This is a genomic window from uncultured Devosia sp. (genome assembly GCF_964244875.1).
In the GTDB taxonomy this organism is placed as follows: Bacteria; Pseudomonadota; Alphaproteobacteria; order Rhizobiales; family Devosiaceae; genus Devosia.
The window spans coordinates 15520-40659 of the sequence record NZ_CAXTKA010000019.1 but is presented as its reverse complement, the minus strand read 5'-3'; the positions used below and the strand labels follow the sequence as shown (position 1 = coordinate 40659).

The window sequence follows — 25140 nt, the reverse complement described above, 5'->3', positions numbered from 1 at the left end:
GGTCCTTTCCAGTCTTTCAGCACTGCAGAACCCTGCAGACGCGGCATCGTACGCTTCGTACAAATACCGCGGTGACGCCATTGTTTCCACCAAACTCCGAACTGTATCGTTTTATATCCAGCGATTCCGTCACTCTGGACTCCGCGGCATCCAGTAAATATAAAGATATCTTTATATGCGGCGGGAGGGACGATGGCGGAGCTGGGTACATTGGTGGGGCTGCTGAAGGCGGCGGGTGAGGGGACCCGGCTGCGGCTTCTGGCATTGCTGGCCGATGGCGATCACTCGGTCAAGGATCTCACGGAAATCCTGCGGCAAAGCCAGCCGCGCGTGTCGCGCCACCTCAAATTGCTGGCCGATGCTGGTCTGGTGCGGCGCAACGCCGAAGGGGCCTGGGCATATTACGGGCTGGCGCCCGACGGCGACGGCGCGGCGCTGGGCCGTTGGTTGATCGAGCGGGTAGACGACGGCGATCCCGAGCGCAAGCGCGACTGCGAGCGCCAGCATGCGGTGCGCGCGAACCAGCAGGCGCAGGCGGCGCAATATTTCGCCAAGGTGGCGGGAAGCTGGGACCTGCTCAAGACGCTGCATGTGCCCGAATCCGCCGTCGAGGCAGCGGTGGCCGGGGCGCTGGAGGGGCGGGTGGTGGATCTGCTGATCGATCTTGGAACCGGCACCGGGCGGATGCTGGACGTGCTCGCCGCCTCCTACAGGCGCGCTATAGGCATCGATGCGAGCCGCGAAATGCTGGCGGTGGCGCGAGCCCGGCTGGCCAATGCCGGTATCGGGCAGGCACAGGTGCGGCTGGGCGATATCGCGGCCCTGGATGCGGCGATTGGGCCGGCCGATGTGGTGGTGATCCACCAGGTGCTGCATTATTTCGACGATCCGGGGCGTATGCTGGCGCAGGCGCGGCGGTTGCTGAAGCCGGGCGGCCAGATCGTCATCGTAGATTTTGCGCCGCATACTCTGGAATTCCTGCGCACCGAGCATGCGCATCGACGGCTTGGATTGTCGCGCACGCAGATGGAGGGCTGGGCTGGCGCCATGCGGATGGATGTGGACCTGGTGCGTGAATTTCCCAGCGACAATGGCGAAAGCGGGCTGACCGTCTGCCTGTGGCGCCTCAGCGACAAGACCTGAAAGACATGACCATGATCGACGATACCGCCCGGGCCAGCCGGCTGACCGGGGAAAAGCGCGGCGACCTGCAGCTCAGTTTCGAGTTTTTCCCGCCCAAGACCGACGCCATGGAGGAGCGGTTCTGGGACTCCATCCACAAGCTTGCCCCGTTAAAGCCGCGCTTTGTGTCGGTAACCTATGGTGCAGGCGGCACGACGCGCGAGCGCACGTTGCGCATGGTGGCGTCCATCAAGGCGGATACGGGCGTGGACGCCGCGGCACACCTGACCTGCGTTGGAGCGTCGCGCGCGGAAGTCGATGCGGTGGTGCGCGGCTATCAGGCCGCGGGTATCAACCGCATCGTGGCCCTGCGCGGCGATCCGCCGGAGGGGGTAGGGCATCCGTTCGCGCCACATCCAGAGGGCTATCGCAGCGCGGCCGAGCTGGTGGAAGGCATCGGCAGGATCGGGGATTTCGATATTTCGGTGGCGGCCTACCCCGAACGGCATCCGCAAAGCCCCGATTGGGACAGCGATATCGCCAATCTCAAGCGCAAGATCGATGCCGGGGCGAGCCGGGCGATCACCCAGATGTTCTTCAGGAATGCCGATTATCTGCGTTATGTGGAGCGGGCGCGCAAAGCCGGGGTCACCGCGCCGATCGTGCCGGGCATCCAGCCGATCCATAGCTTCAAACAGATTTCGGGGTTTGCGGCGCGAACCGGGGCGAGCATTCCGGCGTGGATGGCGGAGCGGTTCGAAGGGCTCGAGGACGATCCCGAGACGCATGCGCTGGTTGCGTCGGCGGTGGCGGCGGAGCAGGTGATCGAATTGCTCGACGAGGGCGTGACGGAGTTTCATATCTATACGCTCAATCGGTCGAACCTGGCGCTGGCACTGGCGCGGCTGCTCGGCAAGCGCCCGGATTAACCTTGTGTTCACCATCATCTGGTGCCAATAGAGCCGCGCTCGCGGCCGGCAGCATCACGACGCGTTGTTCAGGTTGCATTCAGGCCATCAAGCGCCTCGTAGGGGATGGCTCGACTCCATAAATCGGCCATGAAAGCCGGCTTTGTCGCTCATGGAGGGCGGCGCAATTCGGGACTGGGACCATGCAGATCAACCGTCGCATTACCAATGGCCTGGCTTGGGCCGGCTTGTTCGTCGTGGTTGCAGTGCCGGTGGCCGATGCGATTTCGGCGCAGTTGATGGGTGATGGCGAGCAGATCGCGGTTGCCTCGGTGGCGGAGGTCGAACCTCCCATGCCAGCGCCATCAAGCCGGCGTCCTGCCGCGCCGATTGCGACCGTGGTGATGGAAACGGTGGTGGCGGAGCCCGCCAAGCCGGTGGTTGCACCGTCGGTAAAGCTGGTCGTTGCACAGGCGGTCAAGCCGGCGGCGTCGGCAAACCTGATTGTGGATGGCTATCTCTCATCGGGTAAAGCTTTACCCAGCTACATCACCGGTGGCGACATCGGTGCGCCGGCCGAAGTGGCCGTGGCGCCAACGCCGAAGGCGCCGGCTGCGGTGAAGCCTGCGGCTCCGCTTGCTGCTGCCCCCGTTGTGAACCCGCCGCTGCAAACCGCTGTTGTGCCGGTCGAGGCAGCGGCGCCTGTCGTACCTGCTGCGACCGATCCAATGACCGTGGCAACGCTGACGCCGAGCAAGATGGCGCCCATGCCCATGCCGCTATCCATGCGTCCGACGCCAGTGACGCAGCCGCTCGCCCGCCAGCAGGCCGAAGACATCTTTCTGCCGCCCGAAGTGGTGGCGGGCAATGACCGGCCGGTGGTCGTGGATGATTTGCGCGATTGGGAATCGGGCCCGCTGTCGGACTTCCTGGCCGAGCGACAGGGCGAGCAGTCGTCCGCGCAGATGGAATACGACAATGACGGGTTCTTCCTGAACGAGGGGCCCAACACTCGTCGCCGGCAACGCGATGTTTATGTCGGGCCGGTGGAAGACGACGCGTATTTCCCGTTCCTGAACTAAAACCAGTAGTTGGCGTTCTTGCGCATAGCGGAACACTTGCTCGCGACTGGGTTTCGCTAGGATTTTCCGAGCATGCTGCGGTCGGCACAGCGGCCATGCGTCGCAGGCGGTGGACCAATGCAGCGGTAATCTATATGCTGGACGAACATATGCCGTGCCGCGCCACCGCTGCGCGCCGGTATTCGTCTGGAAAGGCTACCGGAATGTTCATCTGCGTGCGTCGGCCGGAAGAGAATCGGGACGTCTGGCACAAACTGAGCACCTTCATCGGCTCGTTTTCGCGTCGCACGGGGGTGGCAGGGTCAATGGCCAACATTCTGGACCCCGACACCTGGTTGCCCGGCGGGCGCGAGGCGGCCTTTACCCTGGCGCTGATTGCCCTGGCGGCAAAGATGGCGGTTGCCGATGGCGCCGTAACGGCCTCCGAAGTGCGGGCGTTCAACGCGACGGTGGAAATCGCCGCCGGGCAGGAGCCGCAGGTGGAGAGGCTGTTCAACCTGGCGAAGCAGGATACCGCCGGCTACGAGCATTATGCGCGCAAGATCGGGCGGTTTTTCGCCGATAGCCCGGAAACGCTGGAGCATGTGCTCGACAGCCTGTTCTTCATCGCCACGGCCGACGGCATGGTGCATGAGGCGGAGCTGGATTACCTGCAATCGGTCAGCACCATTTTCGGGTTCGATCCGGCGCGGTTCGAGCAGATGGCGGCCCAGCACGTGGTGCTGGAAGCTGGGGTCGATCCCTTCATGGTGCTGGGGCTGACGCCCAATGCGCCGCCCGAGGAAGTGCGGCGGGTCTATCGCCTGCTGGTGGCCGAGCACCATCCCGACCGGTTGATCGCCAAGGGCGTTCCCGAAGAACTGATCGATGTGGCGACTGCCAAGATGGCGGCGATCAACCTGGCCTACCAGGCCATCACCAAGCCCCGGGCGCAACCGTTGCTGAGCGCTTAAGGGCTTCAGAGGCCCGGAAAGCTGGCGCCTTCGTCCACGCCGTGATGGGTGGCTGCGTCATAGTCGTCGGCATCGTCCTGGGCGCGGGCGACGAATTCCATGCCGATCCGATTGGCGGCAGCCTCAATGGTGGCACAATCGGGCGTGATGACCGCGGCGATCGCGGCCGGCAGGCGCGAGCCGATCTCGACAAAATCGTCAGCGTGGTGGTCTTCATGGCGCTTGAGCGCAATGGCGTAGTTTTCCCAAAGCGCGCGCACGGCGTCGGGGGCGGCGCGAATGGTGGAATGCCGCGGCATACGGGTCGTAATCGCGATGGTGACGCGGACATCATGGACCGCGCAGCCGGATGTACCGCTGGCATCGGCGGCAGCGCGATACTTGTAGGTCCAGCGGTACATATAGGCGGTGGAGCCGACAAAGCCTTCTGTCGCGTCAGGCATGTTGCGATGGATACTATCGGCAATGTCGGGGGCGGTGGCGCCGGCAATGTCATAGTGAAGCGTGGATCGGGTGATGGTTACCGGGTTTGCGGCGGCCGGCAGTACGGGCATCAGCATGACCAGGGCAACGAGCAGCAGGCGGCGCGCTAGAGGCGAAGTCGTCACGGCGGGTTCTCCGGTTGGGCTGAACTTGGCCGCGGGTGGTCGAAGCTGTCAAGCAGCGGCGGTTGACGGGGATGGCGACATTGCCTAGACGAGGCCTGCCAGTTGACCGGGTGGCCGCCGCCCCGTGGGTAACCGCGGGATGGAGGAAAGTCCGGGCTCCATCGAAACACGGTGCCGGGTAACGCCCGGCGGGGGCGACCTCAGGGAAAGTGCCACAGAAAGCAAACCGCCCCGGCATGCCGGGGCAAGGGTGAAAGGGTGCGGCAAGAGCGCACCGCGGACCTGGCAACAGGGACGGCACGGCAAACCCCACCGGGAGCAAGACCAAATAGGGATGACGCGGGGCTTTATGCCCCAGCCGGTTTTGAGGCCAGATCATCCGGGTTGGTTGCATGAAACGCTTGGCGACAGGCGTTCAAGATGAATGGCCGCCACGCATGCATCGCAAGATGCGTGCCCTACAGAACCCGGCTTACAGGTCAACTGGCGTTGATTTCGGGGTAGGCAGCGGCGGCCTCCGGTACCGTTTTGCGGCCACAGGTTTTTCGACACCTCTATGCGCCACCTCAACGCGATGGCGTCAGGCCAGACAGGATCTCAGCGAGCTCCGCGTTGCGGAAAGGCTTGGTCAGCCGGGTTACCCCTGGATCGATGCCGCCAGACTCTGCGTATCCGGACACAATCAATACCGGCAAGTGCGCCCGCTTATCCTTAAGCTCGCGCGCCAGCTGGGCGCCGCTCATGCCGGGCATTAGATGATCGGTAACGACGAGGCTTGGTTGCAGCCCGCTTTGAAGCAGCGACAAGGCTTCCTCGGCCGAGCTGGCCTCAACAACCTGATAGCCAAGATCGACCAGCATATCGGCCGTGCTCATGCGCACGAGTTCCTCGTCGTCGACCAAAAGGACGACGCCACGGGCTTCGAGCGCCGTGGGGAAAGCAGTTTCCTGGTCCTCCCCGCTCATCGAGCTCGAACTAATGGGCAGCAGGAGCTCGATCGCCGTGCCGCGTCCGGGGGCGCTTTGGATCGACAAGCCGCCACCCAGCTGGGCAGCGAGCCCGTGCACCATCGAAAGGCCCAGCCCGGTGCCCTTACCGACCGCCTTGGTCGAGAAAAACGGCTCGGTCGCACGCCGCAACGTAGCCTCGTCCATGCCAAAGCCGGTATCCAAGACGCACAGACGCACATACTGCCCCGGCTTTACGCCTGACGAGTGGCCTCCTTTAATGCTTTCCCCTTGCGCGCTGATGGTGAGGACGCCGCCCCCGGGCATAGCGTCGCGCGCGTTTACTGCCAAGTTCAGCAAGGCCATCTCCAGCTGGTTGGGATCGGCGCTGGCTGGTGGCAGGTCGATCGACACCTCGACGCGAACCTCGATCATGGGGCCAAGAGTAGAGCCGAGCAGGCCGACCATGCCCTCTATGAGCCGGCTGACATCGACCGCAGTCGGTTGGAGCGGCTGACGGCGTGCAAAGGCAAGCAGCCGCTGAACCAGCGTCTTGGCCCGTTCCGCAGACTGCAGGGCTCCATCAATGAGCCGTCGTTCGCGTTCGTTTCCGATGCCCCTTCGGATCAGCATGTCGAGGGAGCCGATGATGGGCGTGAGCAGATTGTTGAAGTCATGGGCGACGCCACCGGTCAGGCTGCCCATCGCTTCCATCTTCTGGCTCTGCCGCAAGGCGTCCTGGGCGTGCTCTAGCTGCGCCTCGCGGGCCTTGGCATGGCTAAGATCGCGCCCTACCGCGATGAAGTTTGCACCATCGAGCTCTGGAGCAACGGTCCACTCGATCGGCTTCCAGCCGCCGTCGCTGGTGCTGATGCGGTTCTCGAAGCGCGCTGGCTGGCCGGTTTGGGCCATGTGCCCAATCGCGGCAAGCGTGGGAGGCTCATCGTCGGGATGCATGAAGGCGGCGTAGCCACGCGTGAGCAATTCGCTCTCGGTCCAGCCGAGCACCCGCGTCCAAGCCGGACTTACTGCCGACATCATGCCGGTATAGTCGGCCCGCGCCAGCATATCCTCGGACAGGTTCCACAAACGATCGCGTTCTGCCGAGCGCGCCGCGACCTGAGCCTCCAGGGTTTCGTTCAGCTCACGCAGCCGCATCTCGCTGACCTGCAAGGCTTGCTCTCCGCGCGCACGCGCGACGGCGTTGCGCGTCCGTTCGGCGAATTCCCTGATAAGGCCGAGATCGCCCTCGTTCCAGTTTCGCGGGTGAGCATCATTGACAAAGAAAACAGCAACGAGCCTTGCCTGCTCGAGCACCGGCGCATTGACAAACGACCGGGTGGTCTTGCTTTCCAGCGCGGCAGCGGCCGGAGCGGTCCGGGGATCGGTGCGGGCATCGTTGACCACAACCAACTCGCCTCGATGGAGATCGTCGATGAAGGAGCCGTAGTCGCGCAGGGGCATGACGCCGGCGAGCGACTCTACTCCAGACGCGGTCCAATCGCGGTCGGTGCGGAGCGTTTCTGAAACATAGTCTATTGCGGAATAGCCAACCCGGCTCGCGCCGAGTGTTCGGCCGAGTACCGCGGCAGCGGCGAAAGCGATTGCGGCAGGTTCTTGCAAATCGCCGATGGCTTGCGTGAGTTCGACAATGGCATCACGGCGGATTTCCGCAACCTTACGGGCGGTAATCTCAAGCGCTGTGCCGGTAACGCGCTGGCATCGTCCGGCGCTGTCGAACACGCCGCGGCCTTTTGCGGCGACCCAGCGCTCAACGCCATCTTCCTTGCCGATCGTGCGGTATTCCACGTCATAGACGGAGCGCCAAGCAGGATCGGTTGCAGCAAGGTACGCCGCCGCCGTCGCTTCGCGATCGTCGGGATGCAGCCCGTTGAAGAAATCCTGCATTGTCACCGGGACGTCGGCCGAAATCCCGAACATGGCCTTGACGCGGGCGGGCCAGATCAACCGGTCGGCGATCACATCAACGTCCCAGAAGCCAACATCGGCGTTGTCGACGGCAAGTCGCAGGCGCTCCTCGCTCATCGCCAGCGCCGATTGCTCCTCCTGCAGGCGCTGCTCGAGCAAAACGCGGCCGGTCGTCTCGGGCGTAATGTTGAGAACTGCAGCGACGCTGCCGTCTTCGTCGCGGAGTGCCGACAGCGAGTAGTTAAACCAGGCAGTCTCTGAGCCTCCCCCTTCCAGCCGCGCCATGATGAACGGCGCATCCTCGAAGTAGACTGGCTCGCCGCCTGCGCGCACACCATCAAACTGGGGTTGAAGTTCTTCCCAAATTTCGGCCCAAACGCTGGAGCCGGGTTGGCCGAGCGACGTGGGGTGCTTGGCGGCTAGAATGCGCCGGTAAGGATCGTTGTAGATCAGGGCAAAATGCGGACCCGACCAAAGACAGATCGGGAAGGGCGAATCAAAGATCGACCGAGCCAAGGTACGCAGTGCCGGTGACCAGGCTTTGGTCGGCCCGAGTGGGGTGGTCGACCAGTCGAGATCTCGCGCAACCGAACGTACCTCGCCGGGGCCGGCAAACAGCGCTACGGCATCGGCATGGGCTTGGTTCCTGAAATTCGATGCGTTTGCGTTATCCACGTCCACTCCACGCAACATCCTGACTCAACTATTTCTCTATAAAACAGCCCGGCATCACTGTCAGCACCCGCAAAGCCTGATTGAAGGCGCGTCGCTGGGACTTTGGGGCGAGCGCTAACATCGCCACGCCCCGCGCCGACAACTGGAGGACGACCTAACTCATGTCCCTCCGGCCGATCCTCAGTCGCCGTTCCGGGATGACCGCGGCCAGACTCGGACGATCACTGACCACCTTCAGCCGCAAAGAAGAGTGGCTGCAGTCCGTGGTCCGCCGCCAAGGACGAAGGGTGGGTCTAGTCTGCCAGGATATGCCTCGAAACGACCTAGCCCGGAAACTGCAGCGACACGCTGGTGCCCGAGCCTTGGCCGTAAGCGATGGTAGCGCCCAGGCTTTGGGCCATGGCCTTGACGATGCGGCTGCCAAGGCCCGTGCCCTGGGGCGTGCCGGTGCCGTCCCAGCCGACGCCGTCGTCTTCGACACGCAGTTCGACGCCCTGCGAAGTTTGGCTGAGGCGGATGCGGACCTCGCCACGGGCGGTATCGCGGTAAGCGTACTTCATCGCATTGGTGACCAGTTCGGTCACGATGACGCCCAGCGAGGCCGCCTTTTCGGTGGCGATGGGAAAGCTCATGACATCGATCTTGATGGGCGAGTGATGGCCGGCGGCCTTCATGGAGGTATCGAGTTCGCCGGCAAGGCTCTCGAGGTAATCGGCGATCTGGACGGTGCGAACGTCGTCGGAGGTGTAGAGATGGCGATGCACCCCGGCGATGGCAGAGATGCGGGCCTGGGTTTCGACCAGCGCGTCCTTGGCCTCGCGGCTTTGCACGGCATTGGTCTGCAGGCCCACCAGGGCCGCGACCATGGCCAGGCTGTTGGCGACGCGGTGATTGACCTCGCCAAGCAGGATTTCGGCGCGGTCGCGGGCTTCACGCACCTCGGCCTCGGCGCGCAACCGGGCGCGGTTGAGGCGGACGCGTTCGATGGCATGATCGATGGCCGAGGCCAGCAATTCCATGAACTCGGCGTCCAGGCTTTTGGAGACATAGTCGGTGGCGCCCGATTTAAGCGCAGCGACGGCGATGGCGGTTTCGGCCGAGCCGGTGACATAGACCACGGCAGGACGATCGGGCGCGTTGGTCATGGCGGCCAGCACGTCGAGGCCGGTACCAGTGGGCAGGTAATGGTCGAGCGCCACCACGTCGATGCCGCCGGCGGCGATGCGGCTTAGTCCGGCCTCCCCGGTTGCCGCATGCTCGAACTCATAGCCGCGCCGCTCCATGGTCCGCTGCACGAGGCGTGCGAGGCCGGGATCGTCGTCAATATAGAGCACACGTGGCGTGCCGTTGGGCATGGATCAGTTAGTTTCCGGTATCTGGATTACCGAGAAGAACAGACCAAGCTGGCGGATGGCGTTGGCGAAGCCCTCGTAGTTGACCGGCTTGGTGATATAAACGTTTGCACCAAGATCGTAGCAGCGCTGGATTTCGCGCTGGTCATCGGTGGTGGTCAGCACCACGACCGGGCAGGAGCGGGTGTGCTCGTTGCTCTTGACCTTTTCCAGGATATCGACGCCGGTCATATCGGGCAGGTTGAGATCGAGCAGGATCAGCAACTGGCGGCCCTTGTTGACCAATCCCGAACCATCGGCGCCCAGCAGGAAGCCAAGCGCTTCGGTGCCGTTGGTGAACGGAACGATTTCGTTGGAGACCCCGGCGCGGCGAATGTTTTTTTCGATCAGGCGGGCATGGCCGTCATCGTCCTCGATCATCACTATGGTTACGGTTTTGGGGTCCTGGCTCATGAATTGCTCCCGAGGAAATTGCGCAAATCGCGCGGCAGGCTGATGGTGAAGGTGGTTCCCGAACCCAGTGTCGAAACCAGGGTGATCTCGCCGCCAAGACTGCGCACCATGGTGCGGACATGGGCCAGGCCGATGCCTTCGCCCGGCTGGCTCTGGGCGCCCGAGCGGCGGAACAACTCGAACACCCGTTCATGATCGGTGGCGGCAATGCCGCGGCCATTGTCCTCGACCTGGATCAGAATACGATTGCCGGTTGCCATGGCGGCGCGGATGGCCAGGGCCAGGGGGCGGGTGAAATCCTGGTACTTGACGGCATTGTCGAGCAGATTGCCCAAGATCTGGTCGAGCGACAGCTTGTCCGAAACGATGCGCGGCACTTTGATATCGGTGGTGACGGTGCCGCCGTTTTCGGAAATCTGGTGGTGCACGGATGCAGTCGAGGCCTGGATGATCGCCGGCAGGTCGAGCGGCTCGGGGCGCAGTTGGCGCCGCCCTTCGCGAGAAATCTTGAGGATAGCGTTGATCAGAGCGTCCATCTTGCGGGTCGAGGTGCGGATGAAGCCCAGCGCTTCGGGCAGGTCGTCACTGGCAGCCAGGCGGGCATCCTTCCAGCGCGGATCGTTGCTGTCGTCGTGGCCAGCGATATAGGCTTGCAGCGTTTCGATGCTGGTTTCGAGTTCGGCGGTGAACCCCATGATATTGACCAGGGGCGCCCGCAAGTCGTGCGTGACGATATAGGCGAAACGCTGGATTTCCTCGTTGGCCTTGCCAAGATCGGAGGTGCGTTCACGCACCCGTTCCTCCAGGCCATCATTGGCAGATTCAAGATCGCTGCGGGCTTTGGCGAGATCGCGGGTATAGATCATCACGGTCAGGGCCGAGCCCCCGACCACGACGAAAATCACGAAAGCGCCGATGATGGTGACCCAGCGCAGGGCGTTGGTGGCGCCGCGCTGGTCCTCGTTTCCGCCCGCAATGCGCTGATCGGCGTCGGCAATGATGCTCTCGAACAGTGTTCGGGCCTCGTCCATGGCCCGCTTGCCGCGATCGGTCCGCACGATGGCCATGGCCTGGTCGCGCGCGCCGGACTGCGTCAGCGCAACGGTTTGGGCCAGTTCGGCCAATTTGTCGGTGACCCCGCTTTGCAGGCTGGGGACGGCAGAGGCAATCTCAGGATAGGGTTCGAGTGCTGCAACGGTGGCTTGCAGCAGTTCGGGAATCCGGGGGGCCGCCTGACTATAAGGGTCCAGATAGCGCTCCTCCCCGGTCAGCAGGAAGCCGCGCTGGCCGGTTTCCGCATCTTGCAGGGCATTGCGAAGGTTGATGACGGCCGTACGCGCAACCCGCGCCTGCAGGCTTTGCTCGAAATAGACCTGGTTGCGCTGGACCAGCCAGATCGTGGTGCCGACAATGGCGGCGAGCGCCAGCAAGCCGACCAGCAGCAGAGCCGCTGTCGAGCGCACCAACACGTTGCCGGAAATGGGCATGCGGGTCGTTTCCCCAGAATCGTGCCTGTTCATGGCAAAATGGGTGCAAACCGGCAATATGCAAAGTTTAATTGTGGTGGCTTTGTTTGGTTTTTGCGGCGTCTGGCAACGGTTTGCTGCGCATTCGTCCAACTGAGTGCGCCAGCGACGACGGCGACCGGCACAAAGATCGCGTCCAAATCCAAATGGGAAACAGAATCTTAAAACGTCTTGGTCAAAGTGCGGGGACTATGCATACCGGCATTTGCAGCCGGTCTTGGAGTTCGCCAGATGGGCAAGCGTTCCGTGCCCGAAACCAGCCAGATAGCCGGCCCTCATATTCCGGTCTTGCTCGATGAAGTGCTCGCCGCGCTGGCGCCCCTGGCCGGCGCATGCATCGTCGACGGTACTTTTGGGGCAGGCGGGTATTCGCGAGCACTGCTCGAGGCGGGCGCTACGGTCGTGGCGATCGATCGCGATCCCAGCGTCGAGCCGTTCGCCCAGGCGCTGAAAGCTGAGTTTGGCGACCGCTTCAGCTTCGTTGCCGGCACGTTTTCGCAGCTCGACGCGCTGGCGGCGGCGCACGGCCCGATCGATGGCGTGGTGCTGGACATCGGGGTCAGCTCCATGCAGCTCGACGAGGGGGTGCGCGGATTTTCCTTCATGCGCGAGGGGCCGCTGGACATGCGCATGAGCGGGCAGGGGGAGAGCGCGGCCGACCTGGTCAATAGGCTCGACGCCGAGCCGCTGGCCAATCTGCTCTATGCCTTTGGCGAGGAGCGCAAATCGCGGCGGATCGCGCAGTTCATCGTGGCGGCGCGCGAAACAGCGCCGATCGCGACGACGCTGGAGCTGGGCAGGATCATCGAAAAGGCCATCGGTCGCAAACCGGGCGATGCGCATCCGGCAACGCGCAGTTTCCAGGCGCTGCGGATCGCGGTGAATGGCGAGTTCGAGCAACTGGTGGACGGTTTGTTTGCGGCGGAGCGGCTGTTACCCCAAGGCGGGCGGCTGGCCGTAATCAGTTTTCACTCCCTGGAGGACCGGATCGTCAAGCGGTTCCTCGATCCCGAAAAGGGCGGACCGCCGCAATCGCGGCACCTGCCGCAGGCACAAAGTGAAGCGCGACGCTGGGTCGAGGTTCGTAAAGCGGTCAAGGCAGGCGAGGCCGAGCTGGGGCGCAATCCACGGGCGCGCTCGTCGACATTACGATCGGCGCTGCGTTCGGATGCTGTTGCGCGCCCGGTGCGGTTGGACGGGCTAGGCGTGCCGCAAATCAGGGGTGCTGCGTGATCCGTAACCTCAATATAGTGTTGATCTTCACCAGCGTGCTGATGCTGTCGGGTGTTTATACGCTCAAGTTTTCCATCGAGCATACGGCCAGCGAGCGCACGGCGCTGGCGGAACTGATCGACAGCCAGGAAGGCGATTTGTCCGTGCTCAAGGCGGACGAAGCGGTGCTCAACCAGCCCGGGCATATCGAGCCGATCGTCAAGCGCCACCAGGAGGTGCTGGCATTGGGGCCGGTGATGCAAAAGCAGTTCGGCACTTTTGCCGATTTGAAGATGCGGCCCGCCCAGCCCGACAATGCGGCGCTGGACGCGCTGCTGCGCTCGCTCGACGCGGGCGTCGACCCCATCGAGGCAATCCTGACGCTGGAAGGCATCGAGTAATGGCCATCACCGAAGATTTCATCCCGACCATCGCGCTGGACGGCACCCGCAAAGTGCGCGGGAACATGACGCAGGCGCGCATCCGCTGGGTGATCCTGGCGATCGTCCTGGGGTTTTTGGCTATTGGGGCGCGGCTGGTGCAATTGGGCATGGTACAGCCCGATACCACTATCGAGGGGCAGGCGCGCGACGTCATCACCGCCACCCGGCCGCCGATCCTGGACCGCAACGGGTTGGAAATGGCGGTGGATATTCGCGTGCCCTCGCTTTATGCCGAGCCGCGCCGGATCATCGATATCGAGGAGGCGGTGCGCAAGCTGCGCACGGTGTTGCCCGAGCTGGGCGAAGACTGGCTGCGCCAGCGCCTGACCGGGGACAAGGGCTTTGTATGGCTGGAGCGCGAGCTGAGCCCGGCCATTCAGGAAAGGGTGATGCGGCTGGGCATTCCCGGCGTCGAATTCCTGACCGAATCCAAGCGCTTTTATCCCGGCATGAACGAGGCTTCCCATATCCTGGGATCAACCAATATCGACAATCAGGGTATCGCCGGCATCGAAAAGCACATGGACGGCGAGGATGTGGCACTGTTGCAGGACCTTGGCCTGGCGCGCGGCAATGCCCTGGCCCCGGTGGAGCTCTCGATCGACATGCGCGTACAGCATGTGGTGCACGAGCAGGTGGTCGACGCGCTGACCCGCTACCAGGCGATCGCCGCGGCCGGGGTGATGATGAACATCCATACCGGGGAAATCCTGGCGCTCTCATCAGTACCCGATTTCGATCCGAACGATCCCTCCAGCGCCCTGGTCAAGGATAGCTTCAACCGGATTACCGCAGGTATTTACGAGCTGGGCTCGACCTTCAAGACCATCACCATTGCCGGGGCCATCGACAGCGGGGCGGTGAGCTTGAACGACCAGTTCGATGCGCGGTACGGCATTCGCTATGGCCGCTACACGATCGACGATTTTCATGGCAAGCACCGCGTTTTGTCGGTGCCCGAAATCTACAAGTATTCGTCCAATATCGGCACGATCCGCGTCATGCAGGCGATGGGCAAGGACAATTACCGGGCGTTCTTGACCCGCATGGGCTTTGACAAGCGGGTGCCGTTCGAACTGCCGGAAATGCGGCTGCCTAACGTGCCCAACAACATTTCGGACATCAGCGCAGCCACCATGAGTTTCGGGCACGGTTTGAGCGTGTCGCCACTCCATATGGCGGTGGCGATGGCGGCGGTCGCCAATGGGGGCAACTATATTACGCCGACCCTGTACAAGCGCAGCCTGGAGCAGGCGGAAGCGCAGTATGTGCGCGTGCTCAAGCCCGAAACCAGTCGCGATATGCGCTACCTGATGCGGCTAAACGCGCTCGAAGGATCGGGTAGCCAGACCGAAAAGGAAGCCAAGGGCTACCGGATCGGTGGCAAGACCGGAACGGCCGAAAAGGTTGAGAACGGGGTTTATTCGCATAGCAAGGACTTCAACGTGTTCGCCGCGGTTTTCCCCATGGATGAGCCGCAGTACGCGCTGGTCGTGGTGGTGGATGAGCCGCAAAGAGAAAACCCGCAATCGGGCGATACCGCCGGCTACAATGCCGGCATGATGAGCGGCCGTATCGTGCAGCGCGTCGCCCCGATGCTCGGCATCGCCCCCAATTTCAGCCCGGCGCTCGACGCCGCAATGGTTCCACCCGGTTTGTTCCAATAGATTGATCCAGAAGGATAATCTGCAGTGTCACTTAGCGTCACCCAATTGCTCGAAGGCTCCGGCGCCCGGCCCAAGAAGGGCCTTGGAGCCGTGTTCGGCCTGCGCGCCGACAGCCGTTTCATCGAACCCGGCGATATTTTCTTCGCGCTGCCGGGCGAAAAGGTGCACGGCAATGCCTTTATTGCCGAAGCGGTCAGGCGCGGCGCCCTGGCGGTGATCAGCGACACGGCGCCCGTTGGCGATCCGGGGGTGCCGGTGATCGTGGTCTCGGATGTGCGGGCATCCTATGCCCGCGCCGCGTCGCGCATTTTCGAGCCGCAGCCGGAGATCACGGTGGCGGTGACGGGCACCAATGGCAAGACATCAGTGGTCTCGTTCACGCGCCAGATCTGGAGCTATGCGGGAATTGCGGCGGCTAGCATCGGCACACTGGGGGTGGATACGGCGACGCGCCATATCGAGGGCAGCCTGACGACGCCGGACAGCCGGACGCTGCACCAGTCGATGCGGGCGCTCAAGGCACAAGGCATCAACCATGTGGCGATCGAGGCTTCGAGCCATGGGCTGGACCAGCGTCGGCTGGATGGCATTCATTTCGAGGCCGTGGCTTTCACCAATCTGAGCCGCGACCACCTCGACTATCATGCGGACATGGACGCCTATCGCAATGCCAAGCTGCGGCTGTTCACGGACCTGCTCGTGGATGGTGGGCCGGCGGTGGTCAATGTCGATGACCCCGAACATGAGCCGTTCATGTTTGCGGCGCTGGGCAATGGCTCGACGCTTTTGACCGTGGGCCGAGAAGGGGCCTATATCGAAATCCTGTCGATCCAACCGGAAGGCTATGGCCAGCGCGTAGAAGTGCGCCATGTCGGGGAAAAGCTCAGTTTTCACCTGCCGCTGACCGGGGAGTTCCAGGTCAGCAATGCGCTGATCGCAGCGGCACTGGCGATGTCGAGCGGGGTGGACAAGGCGCAGGCGTTTCCCGCGCTTTCCGAGCTCAAGGGTGCCACAGGGCGGCTGGAACTGGTCGCCGAGCGGGACGGGGCAGCAATCTTTGTGGATTATTCACATACGCCCGACGCTCTCAAGACGGCGCTTCTGGCGCTACGACCCTATGCCAAGGGCAAGCTGCGGGTGGTGTTCGGGTGCGGCGGGGATCGCGACAAGGGCAAGCGTCCACAAATGGGCGCAATCGCCAGCGAGCTTGCCGACGACGTGATCGTGACCGACGACAATCCACGCACAGAAGACGCGGGAAGGATCCGCAAGGACATCATGGCCGCGGCCAAGAGCGCCCGGGAAATCGGCGATCGGCACAGCGCCATCACCACGGCGGTCAAGGCGCTGCAGGCCGGCGACGTGTTGCTGGTTGCCGGCAAGGGGCATGAGGACTACCAGATCGTCGGCACGACCAAGCATCATTTCTCCGACCATGAGGCCGTGGCGGAGGCACTCAAGGGGCGATAATGCCGGCTTTATATACGCTTGACGCGGTTCTGGCGGCCACTGGAGGGCGGGCCGAGGGGGTGACAGCGGAAAGCTTGGATTCCATCACCATCGATTCGCGTGAGATCGGGCCGGACGCCCTGTTCGTGGCGATCAAGGGTGACCGGTTCGACGGGCATGATTTTGTCGACCAGGCGCTGGCAAACGGGGCTCTGGCCGCGCTGGTCAGCCGGGGCGAGGGCGCTGGGCGCATTGTGGTTGCCGACCCGCTCGAGGGCCTGCGCAACTTGGCTGTCGCCGCGCGGGCGCGCAGCCGGGCCAATATCGTGGGTGTTACCGGCAGCGTGGGCAAGACCACGACCAAGGAAATGATTCGCGCCGTGCTCGCTGCCGCCGCGCAGACACATGCCTCGATCAAGAGCTTCAACAACCATTGGGGCGTGCCGCTGATGCTGGCGCGCCTGCCACAGGACGCCCAGTTCGGTGTGTTCGAGATGGGCATGAACCACGCTGGCGAGATTGCGCCGCTGAGCCGGGTGGTGCGCCCGCATATCGCGGTGATCACTACCATCGCGCCGGCGCATCTGGAAACCTTGGGCTCGCTCGAGGCAATTGCGGGGGCCAAGGCCGAAATCTTTGCGGGGCTGGAGCCGGGCGGCACCGTGGTGCTGAACGCGGACCATGACCAGATCGGCCTCCTGCGCGAGTATGCGGCAGCGGCGGGGGTCGAAAACGTCGTGACCTATGGCTTCGCACCGGGTAGCGACTGGCAGATCGTCAAGCACGACGCGATGGGCGACAAGAGTTCCGCAGAAATCCGGCATGATGGTCAAAATTACCAGCTTCTACTCAAGGTCCCGGGCCGACACATGGTGGCCAACGCGGTAGCCGCCCTGGCTGTCGGCTTCATCGCCGGCGTGGACCCGAGTGTCGCCTTGCGGGCCTTGGCCGGCTTCGGCGCCCAGCCGGGGCGCGGACAGAAGCTTGTTTTCGGAAACGAAGATAGGCCTTTAGTGGTGATTGACGAAAGCTACAACGCCAATACCGCCTCGATGGTAGCGGCGCTGGATGTGTTTGCGAACCAGACGGCCAGCGGGCGCAAGGTGTTGGTCTTGGGTGATATGCTGGAGCTGGGCGCGCAAGGCCCGCAATTGCACGCCAGCCTCGCCGAGGCAGTAAACGCTTCCTGCGCCGAGCGGATTTATCTCGTTGGCCCGCAAATGGCGGCCCTTGCCGACGCGCTGGGGCCGGGGCGGATCACCGCGCATACCCAAAGCGCCGCAGAGATGGCGCCGATCGTGGTGGGCACGCTTGCCTATGGCGACGCAGTTATGATCAAAGCATCCAACGGCATCGGGCTGGCGGATGTCGTCGAGCACATCCGCAAGCGGTTCGCCTGAACCCGAGACGAGGATATTTCCAACCATGTTGTATTTTCTCGGCCAGCTCGGCGACAGCCTCGCCGCATTCAACGTCTTCCGCTACATCACTTTCCGCACGGCCGGCGCGGTGGTCACGGCGCTGTTCTTTGTCTTCATGTTCGGGCCGGGCATGATCGCGCTGCTGCGGCTCAAGCAGGGCAAGGGCCAGCCGATCCGCGAAGACGGGCCGGCGGGGCACCTGTTGACCAAGAAGGGCACGCCGACGATGGGGGGACTGATGATCCTGTCGGGCGCGGTCATGTCGACGCTGCTGTGGTCGAACCTGACCAATGGCTATGTCTGGGTGGTGCTGTTCGTGACCATCGGGTTCGGCGCTATCGGGTTTTACGACGATTATCTCAAGGTGACCCGGATGAGCCACAAGGGGTTTGGCGGCCGCCAGCGCCTGTTGATCGAGGCAGTGATCGGCATGATGGCCTGTTTTGCCTTGTCCCAGCTCAGCGCGACGCCTTATGCGACCTCGCTGCTGTTTCCGTTCGTCAAGGATCTGGCGTGGAACATGGGGTACTTCTTTATCCTGTTCGGTGGCTTCGTGATCATGGCGGCGGGCAATTCGGTCAATTTGACCGACGGGCTGGACGGGCTGGCTATTGTGCCGGTGATGGTGGCGGCTGCCTGCTTCGCGCTGATCGCGTACCTGGTCGGCAGTGTGACGTTTTCGGACTACCTGTTCCTCAACTATACGCCAGGCACGGCGGAATTATCGGTGGTCTGCGGCGCGCTGATCGGCGCGGGGCTGGGATTCTTGTGGTTCAACGCCCCGCCGGCGCAGATTTTCATGGGCGATACGGGCTCGCTGGCCTTGGGGGGCGCATTGGGTACGATCGCGGTAGCGACCAAGCACGAGATCGTCCTGGCGATCATCGGCGGGTTGTTCGTGCTGGAAACCGTGTCGGTCATCGTGCAGGTGGCCTCATTTCGGCTCACGGGCAAACGCGTGTTCCGCATGGCCCCGATCCATCACCATTTCGAGCATATGGGTTGGACCGAAAGCCAGGTGGTGATCCGGTTCTGGATCATCAGCTTTGTGCTGGCGCTGATCGGGTTGAGTTCGCTGAAGCTGCGCTAGGGTAGGACGGAGACGGCTTCGGCGCGGGCGGCGCGGACAAGCGCCTTGTCGCCGGTAGCCAGGGGTAGACCGCGACGGATGGCGAGTTCGAGATAAGACGCATCGTAAACGGTAAGATCGTGCTTGTCGGCTATGTTCAAGATCGTCGTCCAGGCCCGGCCAACGGTCTCGGTGTCTATTTCAATATCCAATGCCGTCAGGCTGGACAGTATTCCTGCCACGCGGTCCAGCGGAATGCGGCCTCGTCGTGCAGCCAGCCTTAGGGTATTGGCAACTTCCAGTGGCCAGAGTTGCGGCGCTACCGCGCCAAAATCGGAAATTTGGTCCAACACAGCATCGACTGGTGGTGTCCGCTCATCCTCGAAACTCCATGCCAAAGTGATCGAAGCATCGAGCACAATCAATATTTTCGACCTTCATTTATCAGGTCTTTGATCGTCAGGCCGGGCCCGAGGTTTAGCCCTGCGCTCAGATTCCTAAGTGCCGCCGCAGCAGCCCTCGATTTAGCGATGTCGCGTTTTGGCATCGGCACAATTCTGGCGACGACTTCACCGTTGCGGGTAACCTCGATCGGATTGGTTCCGGCCCGCTCCAGCAACGGTATCAGGGTGCTGTCCCTTTCGACCTCCCACCTTTCATCCACGGCTGCCTCCTGAATGGCTTTGTTGAAAGATACGCGTACACGAGGCTGCCAACAAGGTTGACTACCGTTTCGCCGGAAGAGTTGCAAAACGCAAATTCGGTGGGAAATCGGTAACCATCGAGACGTTAGAATGCGAACAGTTTTAGGTATTTCGTGGAGGCCGGCCCGACCGGCACGCGCATGATGTTTTCCCGCGCAGAAAAGACGCCGTTGGCTGAGTGGTGGTGGTCGATCGACCGCGAACTGCTGGGTGCGCTGATCCTGCTGATGACGTGCGGCATGGTGCTGAGCTTTGCTGCGAGCCCGCCGGTGGCGGAGCGGCTCGGGCTCAACGAATGGCATTTCGTCATTCGCCATGCGATGTTCTGCGTGCCGGCGCTGGCGGTGATGATCGCGACCTCGTTCCTCAATCACCGGCAGGCGCGGCTTTGGGCGCTGGCGACGCTGGTGGTGAGCCTGGCGCTGCTCTGGGCGACGCTGAAATTCGGCACCGAGGTCAAGGGTGCACGACGCTGGATGTCGTTTGGGGGGCAATCGATCCAGCCCTCGGAATTCGTCAAGCCGGCATTTGCGGTATTGGGTGCATGGCTCTTTTCCGAGAGCATGGTGCTCAAGAACGTGCCAGGCAAGATCATGGCGACGGTGATCGCCTTCACCATTGTCGGCGGCCTGTTGCTGCAGCCCGATATCGGACAGACGGCCTTGATCCTGGCGACCTGGGCGGTGCTGATGTTCGTTTCGGGTATTTCGTGGTGGATCATCTTTGTCATGGCGGGGGCGGGTGGTGGGCTGCTGTTTGGCGCCTATATGTTCTTTCCGCATTTTTCCAAGCGCATCGACACGTTCCTCAATCCCGAAGGTGGCGGTAATACCTATCAGATCGACCGGGCGCTGCAGTCGCTTCTTGAAGGTGGCTGGTTCGGGAGGGGGCCGGGTGAATCGATCGCCAAGAAGCTGATCCCCGATGCGCATGCGGATTATGTGTTTTCGGCTGCAGCTGGAGAGTTCGGGATTTTGTTCTGCATGGTGCTGGTGGGGCTGATCTGCTTCATCGTCATCCGGGCGATGATCGGCGCGCAGCGACAGACGAGCCTGTTTGCGCGGCTAGCGGCCTCGACGCTGGCGATCCAGTTCGCCATGCAGTCGGGCATCAACCTGGCGGTGAATTTGAACCTCATTCCGCCCAAGGGCATGACACTGCCCTTCGTGAGCTATGGCGGCACCTCGATGATCGCCATCGCCTTCGGCATGGGACTGATGCTGGCGCTGACGCGCTCCAAGCCCGAAGAACGTCTGACCACGGGCATTCCGGTCTATCGCAGCGCATTGGCACCTGCGGAATGAAAACGTTCGTGTTGATGGCGGGCGGCACGGGAGGACACCTCTTTCCGGCCATGGCATTGGCGCAGGAACTGGGGCGGCGTGGCCACGTCATCGTGTTGATGACGGACCATCGGGTGGCCACTTACGGCGCGGACTTTCCGGCGCGGGAAATCCATGTCGTGCCGGCAGCGACGCCGTCGTTGCGCAATCCTTTCCTGTTCGTGGCCGCAGGGTTGAAGATCGTGGGCGGGGTCGCCGTGGCCTTTGGCAAGTTGGGCAAGATCCAGCCGGACGCGGTGATCGGGTTTGGCGGGTATCCGACGTTTCCGCCATTTGTGGCCGCCAGGCTCAGGGGTATTCCGGGTATCTTGCACGAGCAAAACGCCGTATTGGGGCGGGCTAATCGGGCGCTGTCGCGGTTTGCCGATCTGCTGGCGATGAGCTTTCCCAAGACGAAATTCGCCGATGCGCTGATGCTCGACAAGCGGATGACGGGCAATCCGGTGCGCGACCGGGTGCGGGCGATGGCGGGCACGCCGTTTCCAGACCTGGACGGGCAGGGGCCGATCCGGCTGGTGATCTTTGGCGGCAGCCAGGGGGCACGGGCATTGGCCGATCTGGTGCCCCCGGCGATCGCGCTACTGCCCGAGGCGGTGCGGCATCGGCTGCAGGTGGTGCAGCAATGCCGCGCGGAGGATCTGGACCGGGTGGCCGAGGCCTATCGCCTAGCCAAGGTGAATGTCGAGCTGGCCCCGTTTTTCGACGATCTGCCCGAGCGGATGGCGCGGGCACATCTGGTGATCGGGCGTTCGGGCGCCTCGACGATAGCCGAGCTGTGCGTGCTGGGGCGGCCGGCAATCCTGGTGCCGCTGCCGGGCTCGATCGATGCCGACCAGAAGAATAATGCGATGGTGATGGAGACGGCAGGAGCGGGCTGGATCGCGGAGCAGGACACGCTTTCGCCGCTTTCGCTGGGCACTCGCCTCACGACTTTGTTAACCGACCCCGACGCCCTGCGGGTGGCCGCAAGCGCAGCACGCGGCCTGGGCCAGCCGCTGGCCGTGGAAAAGCTGGCGGACTTGGCCGAGATGCTGGCTGGCGGCGGCCTGAACGAGATGGAACACACTTCATGAAAATGCCGCGCAACATCGGGCCGGTCCACTTTGTCGGGATCGGTGGCATTGGCATGAGCGGGATTGCCGAAATTCTGCATAACCAGGGCTATGTGGTGCAGGGATCGGATGCGGCGGCCAACCCCAATGTGCAGCGGCTGCAGGCCATGGGTGTCCGGATCGAGATCGGCCAGCGCGCGGAAAATCTGGGCGAGGCGGCCGTGGTCGTCGTGTCGTCGGCGATAAAAAAGGGCAATCCCGAGCTCGATGCGGCGCGCGCGCGCGGGTTGCCGGTGGTGCGGCGGGCCGAGATGCTGGCCGAGATCATGCGGTTCAAGAATGCGATCGCCATTGGCGGCACGCACGGCAAAACGACGACGACGACGCTGGTGGCGACATTGCTGGACGCGGGCAATCTCGACCCGACGGTGATCAATGGCGGCATCATCAACGCGTACGGCACCAATGCGCGGCTGGGCGAGGGTGAGTGGATGGTGGTGGAGGCCGACGAGAGCGACGGCACGTTCGTCAAGCTGCCGGCCGATGTCGTGGTGGTCACCAATATCGATCCCGAGCATCTGGATCATTACCACGACTTCGACGGGGTCAAGACCGCGTTCCACAATTTCGTGGAGAACGTGCCGTTCTACGGCTTTGCGGTGATGTGTCTCGACCATCCGGAAGTGCAGGCGCTGGTGGGCGAAATCCGCGACCGGCGGGTGATCACCTATGGGCGCAATCCGCAGGCGGACGTGCGGCTGGTGGACCTCGAGACGATCGACGGGGTGAGCCATTTTGCGGTGGAAATCCGCGACCGCATCCGGATGACGCAGTTGCGCATCGATGGGTTGGAACTGCCGATGCCGGGGGTGCACAACGCGCTCAACGCCACGGCGGCGATCGCGGTGGCGGATCAGTTGCATGTTCCGGCCGAGGCCATTCGCAAGGGGCTCAAGGGGTTCACCGGGGTCAAGCGGCGCTTCACCAAGACCGGTGTGGTCGGCGGGATCACGGTGATCGATGATTACGGGCACCATCCCGTCGAGATCGCGGCGGTATTGCGGGCGGCGCGGCAGTCGGCCAGGCGCGAGGTGATCGCGGTGGTGCAACCGCATCGCTACAGCCGGCTGCATGATCTGTTCGATGATTTCTCGGCCTGTTTCAACGATGCGGACACGGTGATCGTGGCGCCGGTCTATGCGGCGGGCGAGCAGGCAATCGCCGGGGTGACGCATGACGAACTGGTTAACCGCATACGGGCGCGGGGGCATCGCGACGCGCGGGTGATCGATCGGCCCGAAGCGCTGGCGCCGCTGATTGCGAGCCGTGCTGCGGACGGGGATTACGTGGTGTGTCTGGGGGCCGGCAATATCACCCAATGGGCTGGCGCCTTGCCAGCGGAATTGGGGGCGCTGTTGGGGAAGGACGTCGAATGAGCAAGCATGTCGCGGTGCTGATGGGCGGGCTTTCCAATGAACGTCCAGTGTCGCTGAGTTCGGGGCGCAAATGCGCCGAAGCATTGCGGCGGGCGGGTTACCGGGTCAGCGAAGTCGATGTCGGGTTCGACATTGCCGAGAGGCTGCGAGAAGTCGGGCCTGACGTGGCGTTCAATGCTCTGCATGGCCGGTTCGGCGAGGACGGCACCGTACAGGGCGTGCTCGAATTCCTGCGTATTCCCTATACGCATTCGGGCGTGCTGGCTTCGGCCCTGGCCATGGACAAGCACCAGGCCAAGATCATGCTGAAGGCTGCCGGAGTACCGGTGACCGATCATGTGATCGCCAGCCGCGCCGAAGTGGGCCGCGCGCACGTGATGACCACCCCCTATGTGGTCAAGCCGGTGGCCGATGGATCAAGCTTTGGTATTCTTATCGTCAAGGCCGACCAAAGCCATCCACCGCAGGAAATCCTCGGGGAAGACTGGAAGGGCGGCGAAGCGCTGATGGTGGAACGCTATATCCCCGGGCGCGAGCTGACCTGTGCGGTGATGGGCGACGTGGCGCTGGGGGTGACCGAGATCGTTACCGATCTGGCTTTCTACAATTATGAGGCAAAATACGCTGCGGGTGGATCACAACACGTTATCCCGGCTCAGATTTCACCAAAAATTTACGACAAAGTACAGAAGATGAGTCTGTTGGCGCATAGCGCGCTTGGCTGCCGCGGCGTCACCCGCACCGACTTCCGCTACAATGACCGGGCGGGTGAGGACGGCGAGCTTGTCTGTCTGGAAATCAACACCCAGCCGGGTATGACCCCGACCTCGTTGGCTCCCGAACAGGCTTTGCATGCCGGGCATTCGTTCGAGGAACTGGTCGCCTGGATGGTGGAGGACGCGAGTTGCAACAGGTAGGAAGCAAGGCGATTCTCGCCGGCGCGCAGGTCATCGACCCGCGCGCGCTGCCTGCTCGTATCCGCGAGCCGCGCCGGCGGCTGCGCAACAATGTCGGCCGCACCTGGGTCCTGCATCGCAGGCGGGTGGTGCGGATTGCGGCAGCGGTAATGGCGCTGGTTGCTGCCGGGGTCCTCTATCAGGTGCGAACCCCGATCCTGGATGGCGCCACAGCGTTGCGCGATGTCGGACTAGGCCAATTGGGCCATACCAGCTTCGCCATCGGTGAGATTTCGATCACCGGACAGTCGCTGGCCAGCGAGCAGTCAATCTTCGATGCGCTAGGGGTCGAGCCGCACATTTCGAGCGTGAGTTTCGACGCAGAGGCGGCGCGCCAGCGGATCGCGGAACTGCCGGCGGTCAAGACCGTGAGCATACGCAAGATTTATCCTGGCGACGTGAGTGTCACAATTCTCGAAAAGGTGCCGGTGGCACGCTGGCGGGTGGACGGGGTGACGTTCGTGGTCGATGCCGAGGGCGAGCAGATCGGGGAAGATCATGGCGCTTACGGCGAGCTGCCGTTGGTGGTGGGCGACGGGGCGGCCGACGATGCGCTGGTGATGATCCGGGCCCTCGAGCAATATCCACGTCTACAGGACGGACTAGTCGCCTTGTCGCGGATCGCTGACCGCCGCTGGGACCTGATCTACGACACCGGGTTGCGGGTACAATTGCCAGAGCTGGGGGTGGCGCAGGCGTTGCACCGGCTCGACGGTTACCAGAGCGACTATCAGCTGCTCGACCGCGACGTGACACAGATCGACCTAAGGGTTGCCAGCATCGTGGCGGTGCGGCCAACCCAGAGCGAAGAAGAAGACGAAGACAAATGATGA

22 protein-coding genes and 1 other RNA gene are annotated in these 25140 nt (G+C 63.1%); 16 read left to right on the top strand and 7 right to left on the bottom strand.

From position 1 onward, the window contains the following. The first annotated feature begins 192 nt into the window (after positions 1-192). The 4 genes from ACFE8X_RS16990 (at position 193) to ACFE8X_RS16975 (ending at position 4065) form a co-directional block, all read left to right on the top strand. Complete coding sequence (locus ACFE8X_RS16990; protein ID WP_375452682.1) at positions 193-1143, top strand: ArsR/SmtB family transcription factor; 951 nt, start codon at positions 193-195, stop codon at positions 1141-1143. 11 nt (positions 1144-1154) lie between these two features. Next, complete coding sequence (metF, locus tag ACFE8X_RS16985; protein WP_375452695.1) at positions 1155-2051, top strand: methylenetetrahydrofolate reductase [NAD(P)H]; 897 nt, start codon at positions 1155-1157, stop codon at positions 2049-2051. Positions 2052-2233: 182 nt separating this feature from the next. Beyond that, positions 2234-3112, top strand: a complete 879-nt coding sequence (locus tag ACFE8X_RS16980) for a hypothetical protein (RefSeq protein WP_375452681.1) — start codon at positions 2234-2236, stop codon at positions 3110-3112. Between the two features lie 305 nt (positions 3113-3417). Next, positions 3418-4065 (top strand): TerB family tellurite resistance protein, encoded by a 648-nt coding sequence (locus ACFE8X_RS16975; protein ID WP_375452680.1) that lies wholly within the window; start codon positions 3418-3420, stop codon positions 4063-4065. Between the two features lie 5 nt (positions 4066-4070). Here the strand turns inward: ACFE8X_RS16975 and ACFE8X_RS16970 are convergent, their stop codons facing one another. Continuing rightward, the gene (locus ACFE8X_RS16970; RefSeq protein ID WP_375452679.1) at positions 4071-4673 is read right to left on the bottom strand and encodes a DUF922 domain-containing protein; all 603 of its coding nucleotides are present in this window, start codon (positions 4671-4673) and stop codon (positions 4071-4073) included. A gap of 98 nt (positions 4674-4771) precedes the next feature. On the opposite strand from ACFE8X_RS16970, the gene rnpB reads away from it, so the two are divergent. After that, positions 4772-5164: RNase P RNA component class A (rnpB, locus tag ACFE8X_RS16965), an RNA gene on the top strand. A 75-nt stretch (positions 5165-5239) separates the two neighbouring features. Here rnpB and ACFE8X_RS16960 read toward each other — a convergent pair. The 4 genes from ACFE8X_RS16960 to ACFE8X_RS16945 all read right to left on the bottom strand — a co-directional run bounded on the left by ACFE8X_RS16960 (position 5240) and on the right by ACFE8X_RS16945 (position 11516). Continuing rightward, on the bottom strand, positions 5240-8230 hold the full coding sequence (locus ACFE8X_RS16960) for a PAS domain-containing protein (RefSeq protein ID WP_375452678.1): 2991 nt from the start codon (positions 8228-8230) through the stop codon (positions 5240-5242). A 317-nt stretch (positions 8231-8547) separates the two neighbouring features. Beyond that, positions 8548-9579, bottom strand: a complete 1032-nt coding sequence (locus ACFE8X_RS16955) for a histidine kinase dimerization/phosphoacceptor domain -containing protein (protein ID WP_375452677.1) — start codon at positions 9577-9579, stop codon at positions 8548-8550. Positions 9580-9582: 3 nt separating this feature from the next. Continuing rightward, on the bottom strand, positions 9583-10029 hold the full coding sequence (locus tag ACFE8X_RS16950; RefSeq protein ID WP_375452676.1) for a response regulator: 447 nt from the start codon (positions 10027-10029) through the stop codon (positions 9583-9585). After that, complete coding sequence (locus ACFE8X_RS16945; RefSeq protein ID WP_375452675.1) at positions 10026-11516, bottom strand: CHASE3 domain-containing protein; 1491 nt, start codon at positions 11514-11516, stop codon at positions 10026-10028. Before ACFE8X_RS16945 ends, ACFE8X_RS16950 begins: the two co-directional genes overlap by 4 nt. Before the next feature lie 270 nt (positions 11517-11786). Here ACFE8X_RS16945 and rsmH point away from each other — a divergent pair, with 270 nt between their 5' ends. From rsmH to mraY, 6 genes are read left to right on the top strand one after another with little or no spacing between them, the layout of a single operon-like run. After that, positions 11787-12788: a 16S rRNA (cytosine(1402)-N(4))-methyltransferase RsmH gene (gene rsmH / locus ACFE8X_RS16940; RefSeq protein WP_375452674.1), complete on the top strand. Its 1002-nt coding sequence runs from the start codon at positions 11787-11789 to the stop codon at positions 12786-12788. Further along, positions 12785-13168: a hypothetical protein gene (locus ACFE8X_RS16935; RefSeq protein WP_375452673.1), complete on the top strand. Its 384-nt coding sequence runs from the start codon at positions 12785-12787 to the stop codon at positions 13166-13168. The genes rsmH and ACFE8X_RS16935 overlap by 4 nt, the downstream gene beginning before the upstream one ends. Beyond that, positions 13168-14877, top strand: a complete 1710-nt coding sequence (locus ACFE8X_RS16930) for a peptidoglycan D,D-transpeptidase FtsI family protein (protein ID WP_375452672.1) — start codon at positions 13168-13170, stop codon at positions 14875-14877. The genes ACFE8X_RS16935 and ACFE8X_RS16930 overlap by 1 nt, the downstream gene beginning before the upstream one ends. A gap of 24 nt (positions 14878-14901) precedes the next feature. Continuing rightward, positions 14902-16347, top strand: a complete 1446-nt coding sequence (locus ACFE8X_RS16925) for a UDP-N-acetylmuramoyl-L-alanyl-D-glutamate--2,6-diaminopimelate ligase (RefSeq protein ID WP_375452671.1) — start codon at positions 14902-14904, stop codon at positions 16345-16347. Beyond that, positions 16347-17726, top strand: coding sequence for a UDP-N-acetylmuramoyl-tripeptide--D-alanyl-D-alanine ligase (murF, locus tag ACFE8X_RS16920; RefSeq protein WP_375452670.1), 1380 nt, complete (start codon positions 16347-16349; stop codon positions 17724-17726). Before ACFE8X_RS16925 ends, murF begins: the two co-directional genes overlap by 1 nt. 25 nt (positions 17727-17751) lie before the next feature. Beyond that, complete coding sequence (gene mraY / locus ACFE8X_RS16915) at positions 17752-18837, top strand: phospho-N-acetylmuramoyl-pentapeptide-transferase (RefSeq protein ID WP_375452669.1); 1086 nt, start codon at positions 17752-17754, stop codon at positions 18835-18837. Here the strand turns inward: mraY and ACFE8X_RS16910 are convergent. Further along, the gene (locus tag ACFE8X_RS16910) at positions 18834-19235 is read right to left on the bottom strand and encodes a type II toxin-antitoxin system VapC family toxin (protein WP_375452694.1); all 402 of its coding nucleotides are present in this window, start codon (positions 19233-19235) and stop codon (positions 18834-18836) included. The genes mraY and ACFE8X_RS16910 overlap by 4 nt on opposite strands. 2 nt (positions 19236-19237) lie before the next feature. Continuing rightward, positions 19238-19480, bottom strand: a complete 243-nt coding sequence (locus ACFE8X_RS16905) for a hypothetical protein (protein WP_375452668.1) — start codon at positions 19478-19480, stop codon at positions 19238-19240. Positions 19481-19660: 180 nt separating this feature from the next. On the opposite strand from ACFE8X_RS16905, the gene ACFE8X_RS16900 reads away from it, so the two are divergent. The 5 genes from ACFE8X_RS16900 to ACFE8X_RS16880 are packed head-to-tail and all read left to right on the top strand — an operon-like array spanning position 19661 to position 25137. Continuing rightward, positions 19661-20824: an FtsW/RodA/SpoVE family cell cycle protein gene (locus ACFE8X_RS16900; RefSeq protein WP_375452667.1), complete on the top strand. Its 1164-nt coding sequence runs from the start codon at positions 19661-19663 to the stop codon at positions 20822-20824. Then, the gene (murG, locus tag ACFE8X_RS16895; protein WP_375452666.1) at positions 20821-21936 is read left to right on the top strand and encodes an undecaprenyldiphospho-muramoylpentapeptide beta-N-acetylglucosaminyltransferase; all 1116 of its coding nucleotides are present in this window, start codon (positions 20821-20823) and stop codon (positions 21934-21936) included. Before ACFE8X_RS16900 ends, murG begins: the two co-directional genes overlap by 4 nt. Beyond that, positions 21933-23351, top strand: coding sequence for a UDP-N-acetylmuramate--L-alanine ligase (gene murC / locus ACFE8X_RS16890; RefSeq protein ID WP_375452665.1), 1419 nt, complete (start codon positions 21933-21935; stop codon positions 23349-23351). Before murG ends, murC begins: the two co-directional genes overlap by 4 nt. Further along, entirely contained in the window at positions 23348-24268 is a 921-nt protein-coding gene (locus ACFE8X_RS16885; RefSeq protein ID WP_375452664.1) for a D-alanine--D-alanine ligase, read from the top strand. The genes murC and ACFE8X_RS16885 overlap by 4 nt, the downstream gene beginning before the upstream one ends. Next, the gene (locus ACFE8X_RS16880) at positions 24256-25137 is read left to right on the top strand and encodes a cell division protein FtsQ/DivIB (protein WP_375452663.1); all 882 of its coding nucleotides are present in this window, start codon (positions 24256-24258) and stop codon (positions 25135-25137) included. The genes ACFE8X_RS16885 and ACFE8X_RS16880 overlap by 13 nt, the downstream gene beginning before the upstream one ends. Positions 25138-25140 lie beyond the last annotated feature (3 nt).

Bases quoted from the DNA above. Each gene is read 5' to 3' on its own strand.
- ACFE8X_RS16950 (WP_375452676.1), bottom strand. From the start codon at position 10,029: ATGAGCCAGGACCCCAAAACCGTAACCATAGTGATGATCGAGGACGAT.
- murC (WP_375452665.1), top strand. From the start codon at position 21,933: ATGAAAATGCCGCGCAACATCGGGCCGGTCCACTTTGTCGGGATCGGT.
- ACFE8X_RS16975 (WP_375452680.1), top strand. From the start codon at position 3,418: ATGGCCAACATTCTGGACCCCGACACCTGGTTGCCCGGCGGGCGCGAG.
- ACFE8X_RS16955 (WP_375452677.1), bottom strand. From the start codon at position 9,579: ATGCCCAACGGCACGCCACGTGTGCTCTATATTGACGACGATCCCGGC.
- ACFE8X_RS16885 (WP_375452664.1), top strand. From the start codon at position 23,348: ATGAGCAAGCATGTCGCGGTGCTGATGGGCGGGCTTTCCAATGAACGT.
- murG (WP_375452666.1), top strand. From the start codon at position 20,821: ATGAAAACGTTCGTGTTGATGGCGGGCGGCACGGGAGGACACCTCTTT.
- ACFE8X_RS16930 (WP_375452672.1), top strand. From the start codon at position 13,168: ATGGCCATCACCGAAGATTTCATCCCGACCATCGCGCTGGACGGCACC.
- ACFE8X_RS16980 (WP_375452681.1), top strand. From the start codon at position 2,234: ATGCAGATCAACCGTCGCATTACCAATGGCCTGGCTTGGGCCGGCTTG.
- murF (WP_375452670.1), top strand. From the start codon at position 16,347: ATGCCGGCTTTATATACGCTTGACGCGGTTCTGGCGGCCACTGGAGGG.
- ACFE8X_RS16945 (WP_375452675.1), bottom strand. From the start codon at position 11,516: ATGCCCATTTCCGGCAACGTGTTGGTGCGCTCGACAGCGGCTCTGCTG.
- ACFE8X_RS16900 (WP_375452667.1), top strand. From the start codon at position 19,661: ATGATGTTTTCCCGCGCAGAAAAGACGCCGTTGGCTGAGTGGTGGTGG.
- ACFE8X_RS16990 (WP_375452682.1), top strand. From the start codon at position 193: ATGGCGGAGCTGGGTACATTGGTGGGGCTGCTGAAGGCGGCGGGTGAG.
- rsmH (WP_375452674.1), top strand. From the start codon at position 11,787: ATGGGCAAGCGTTCCGTGCCCGAAACCAGCCAGATAGCCGGCCCTCAT.
- metF (WP_375452695.1), top strand. From the start codon at position 1,155: ATGATCGACGATACCGCCCGGGCCAGCCGGCTGACCGGGGAAAAGCGC.
- mraY (WP_375452669.1), top strand. From the start codon at position 17,752: ATGTTGTATTTTCTCGGCCAGCTCGGCGACAGCCTCGCCGCATTCAAC.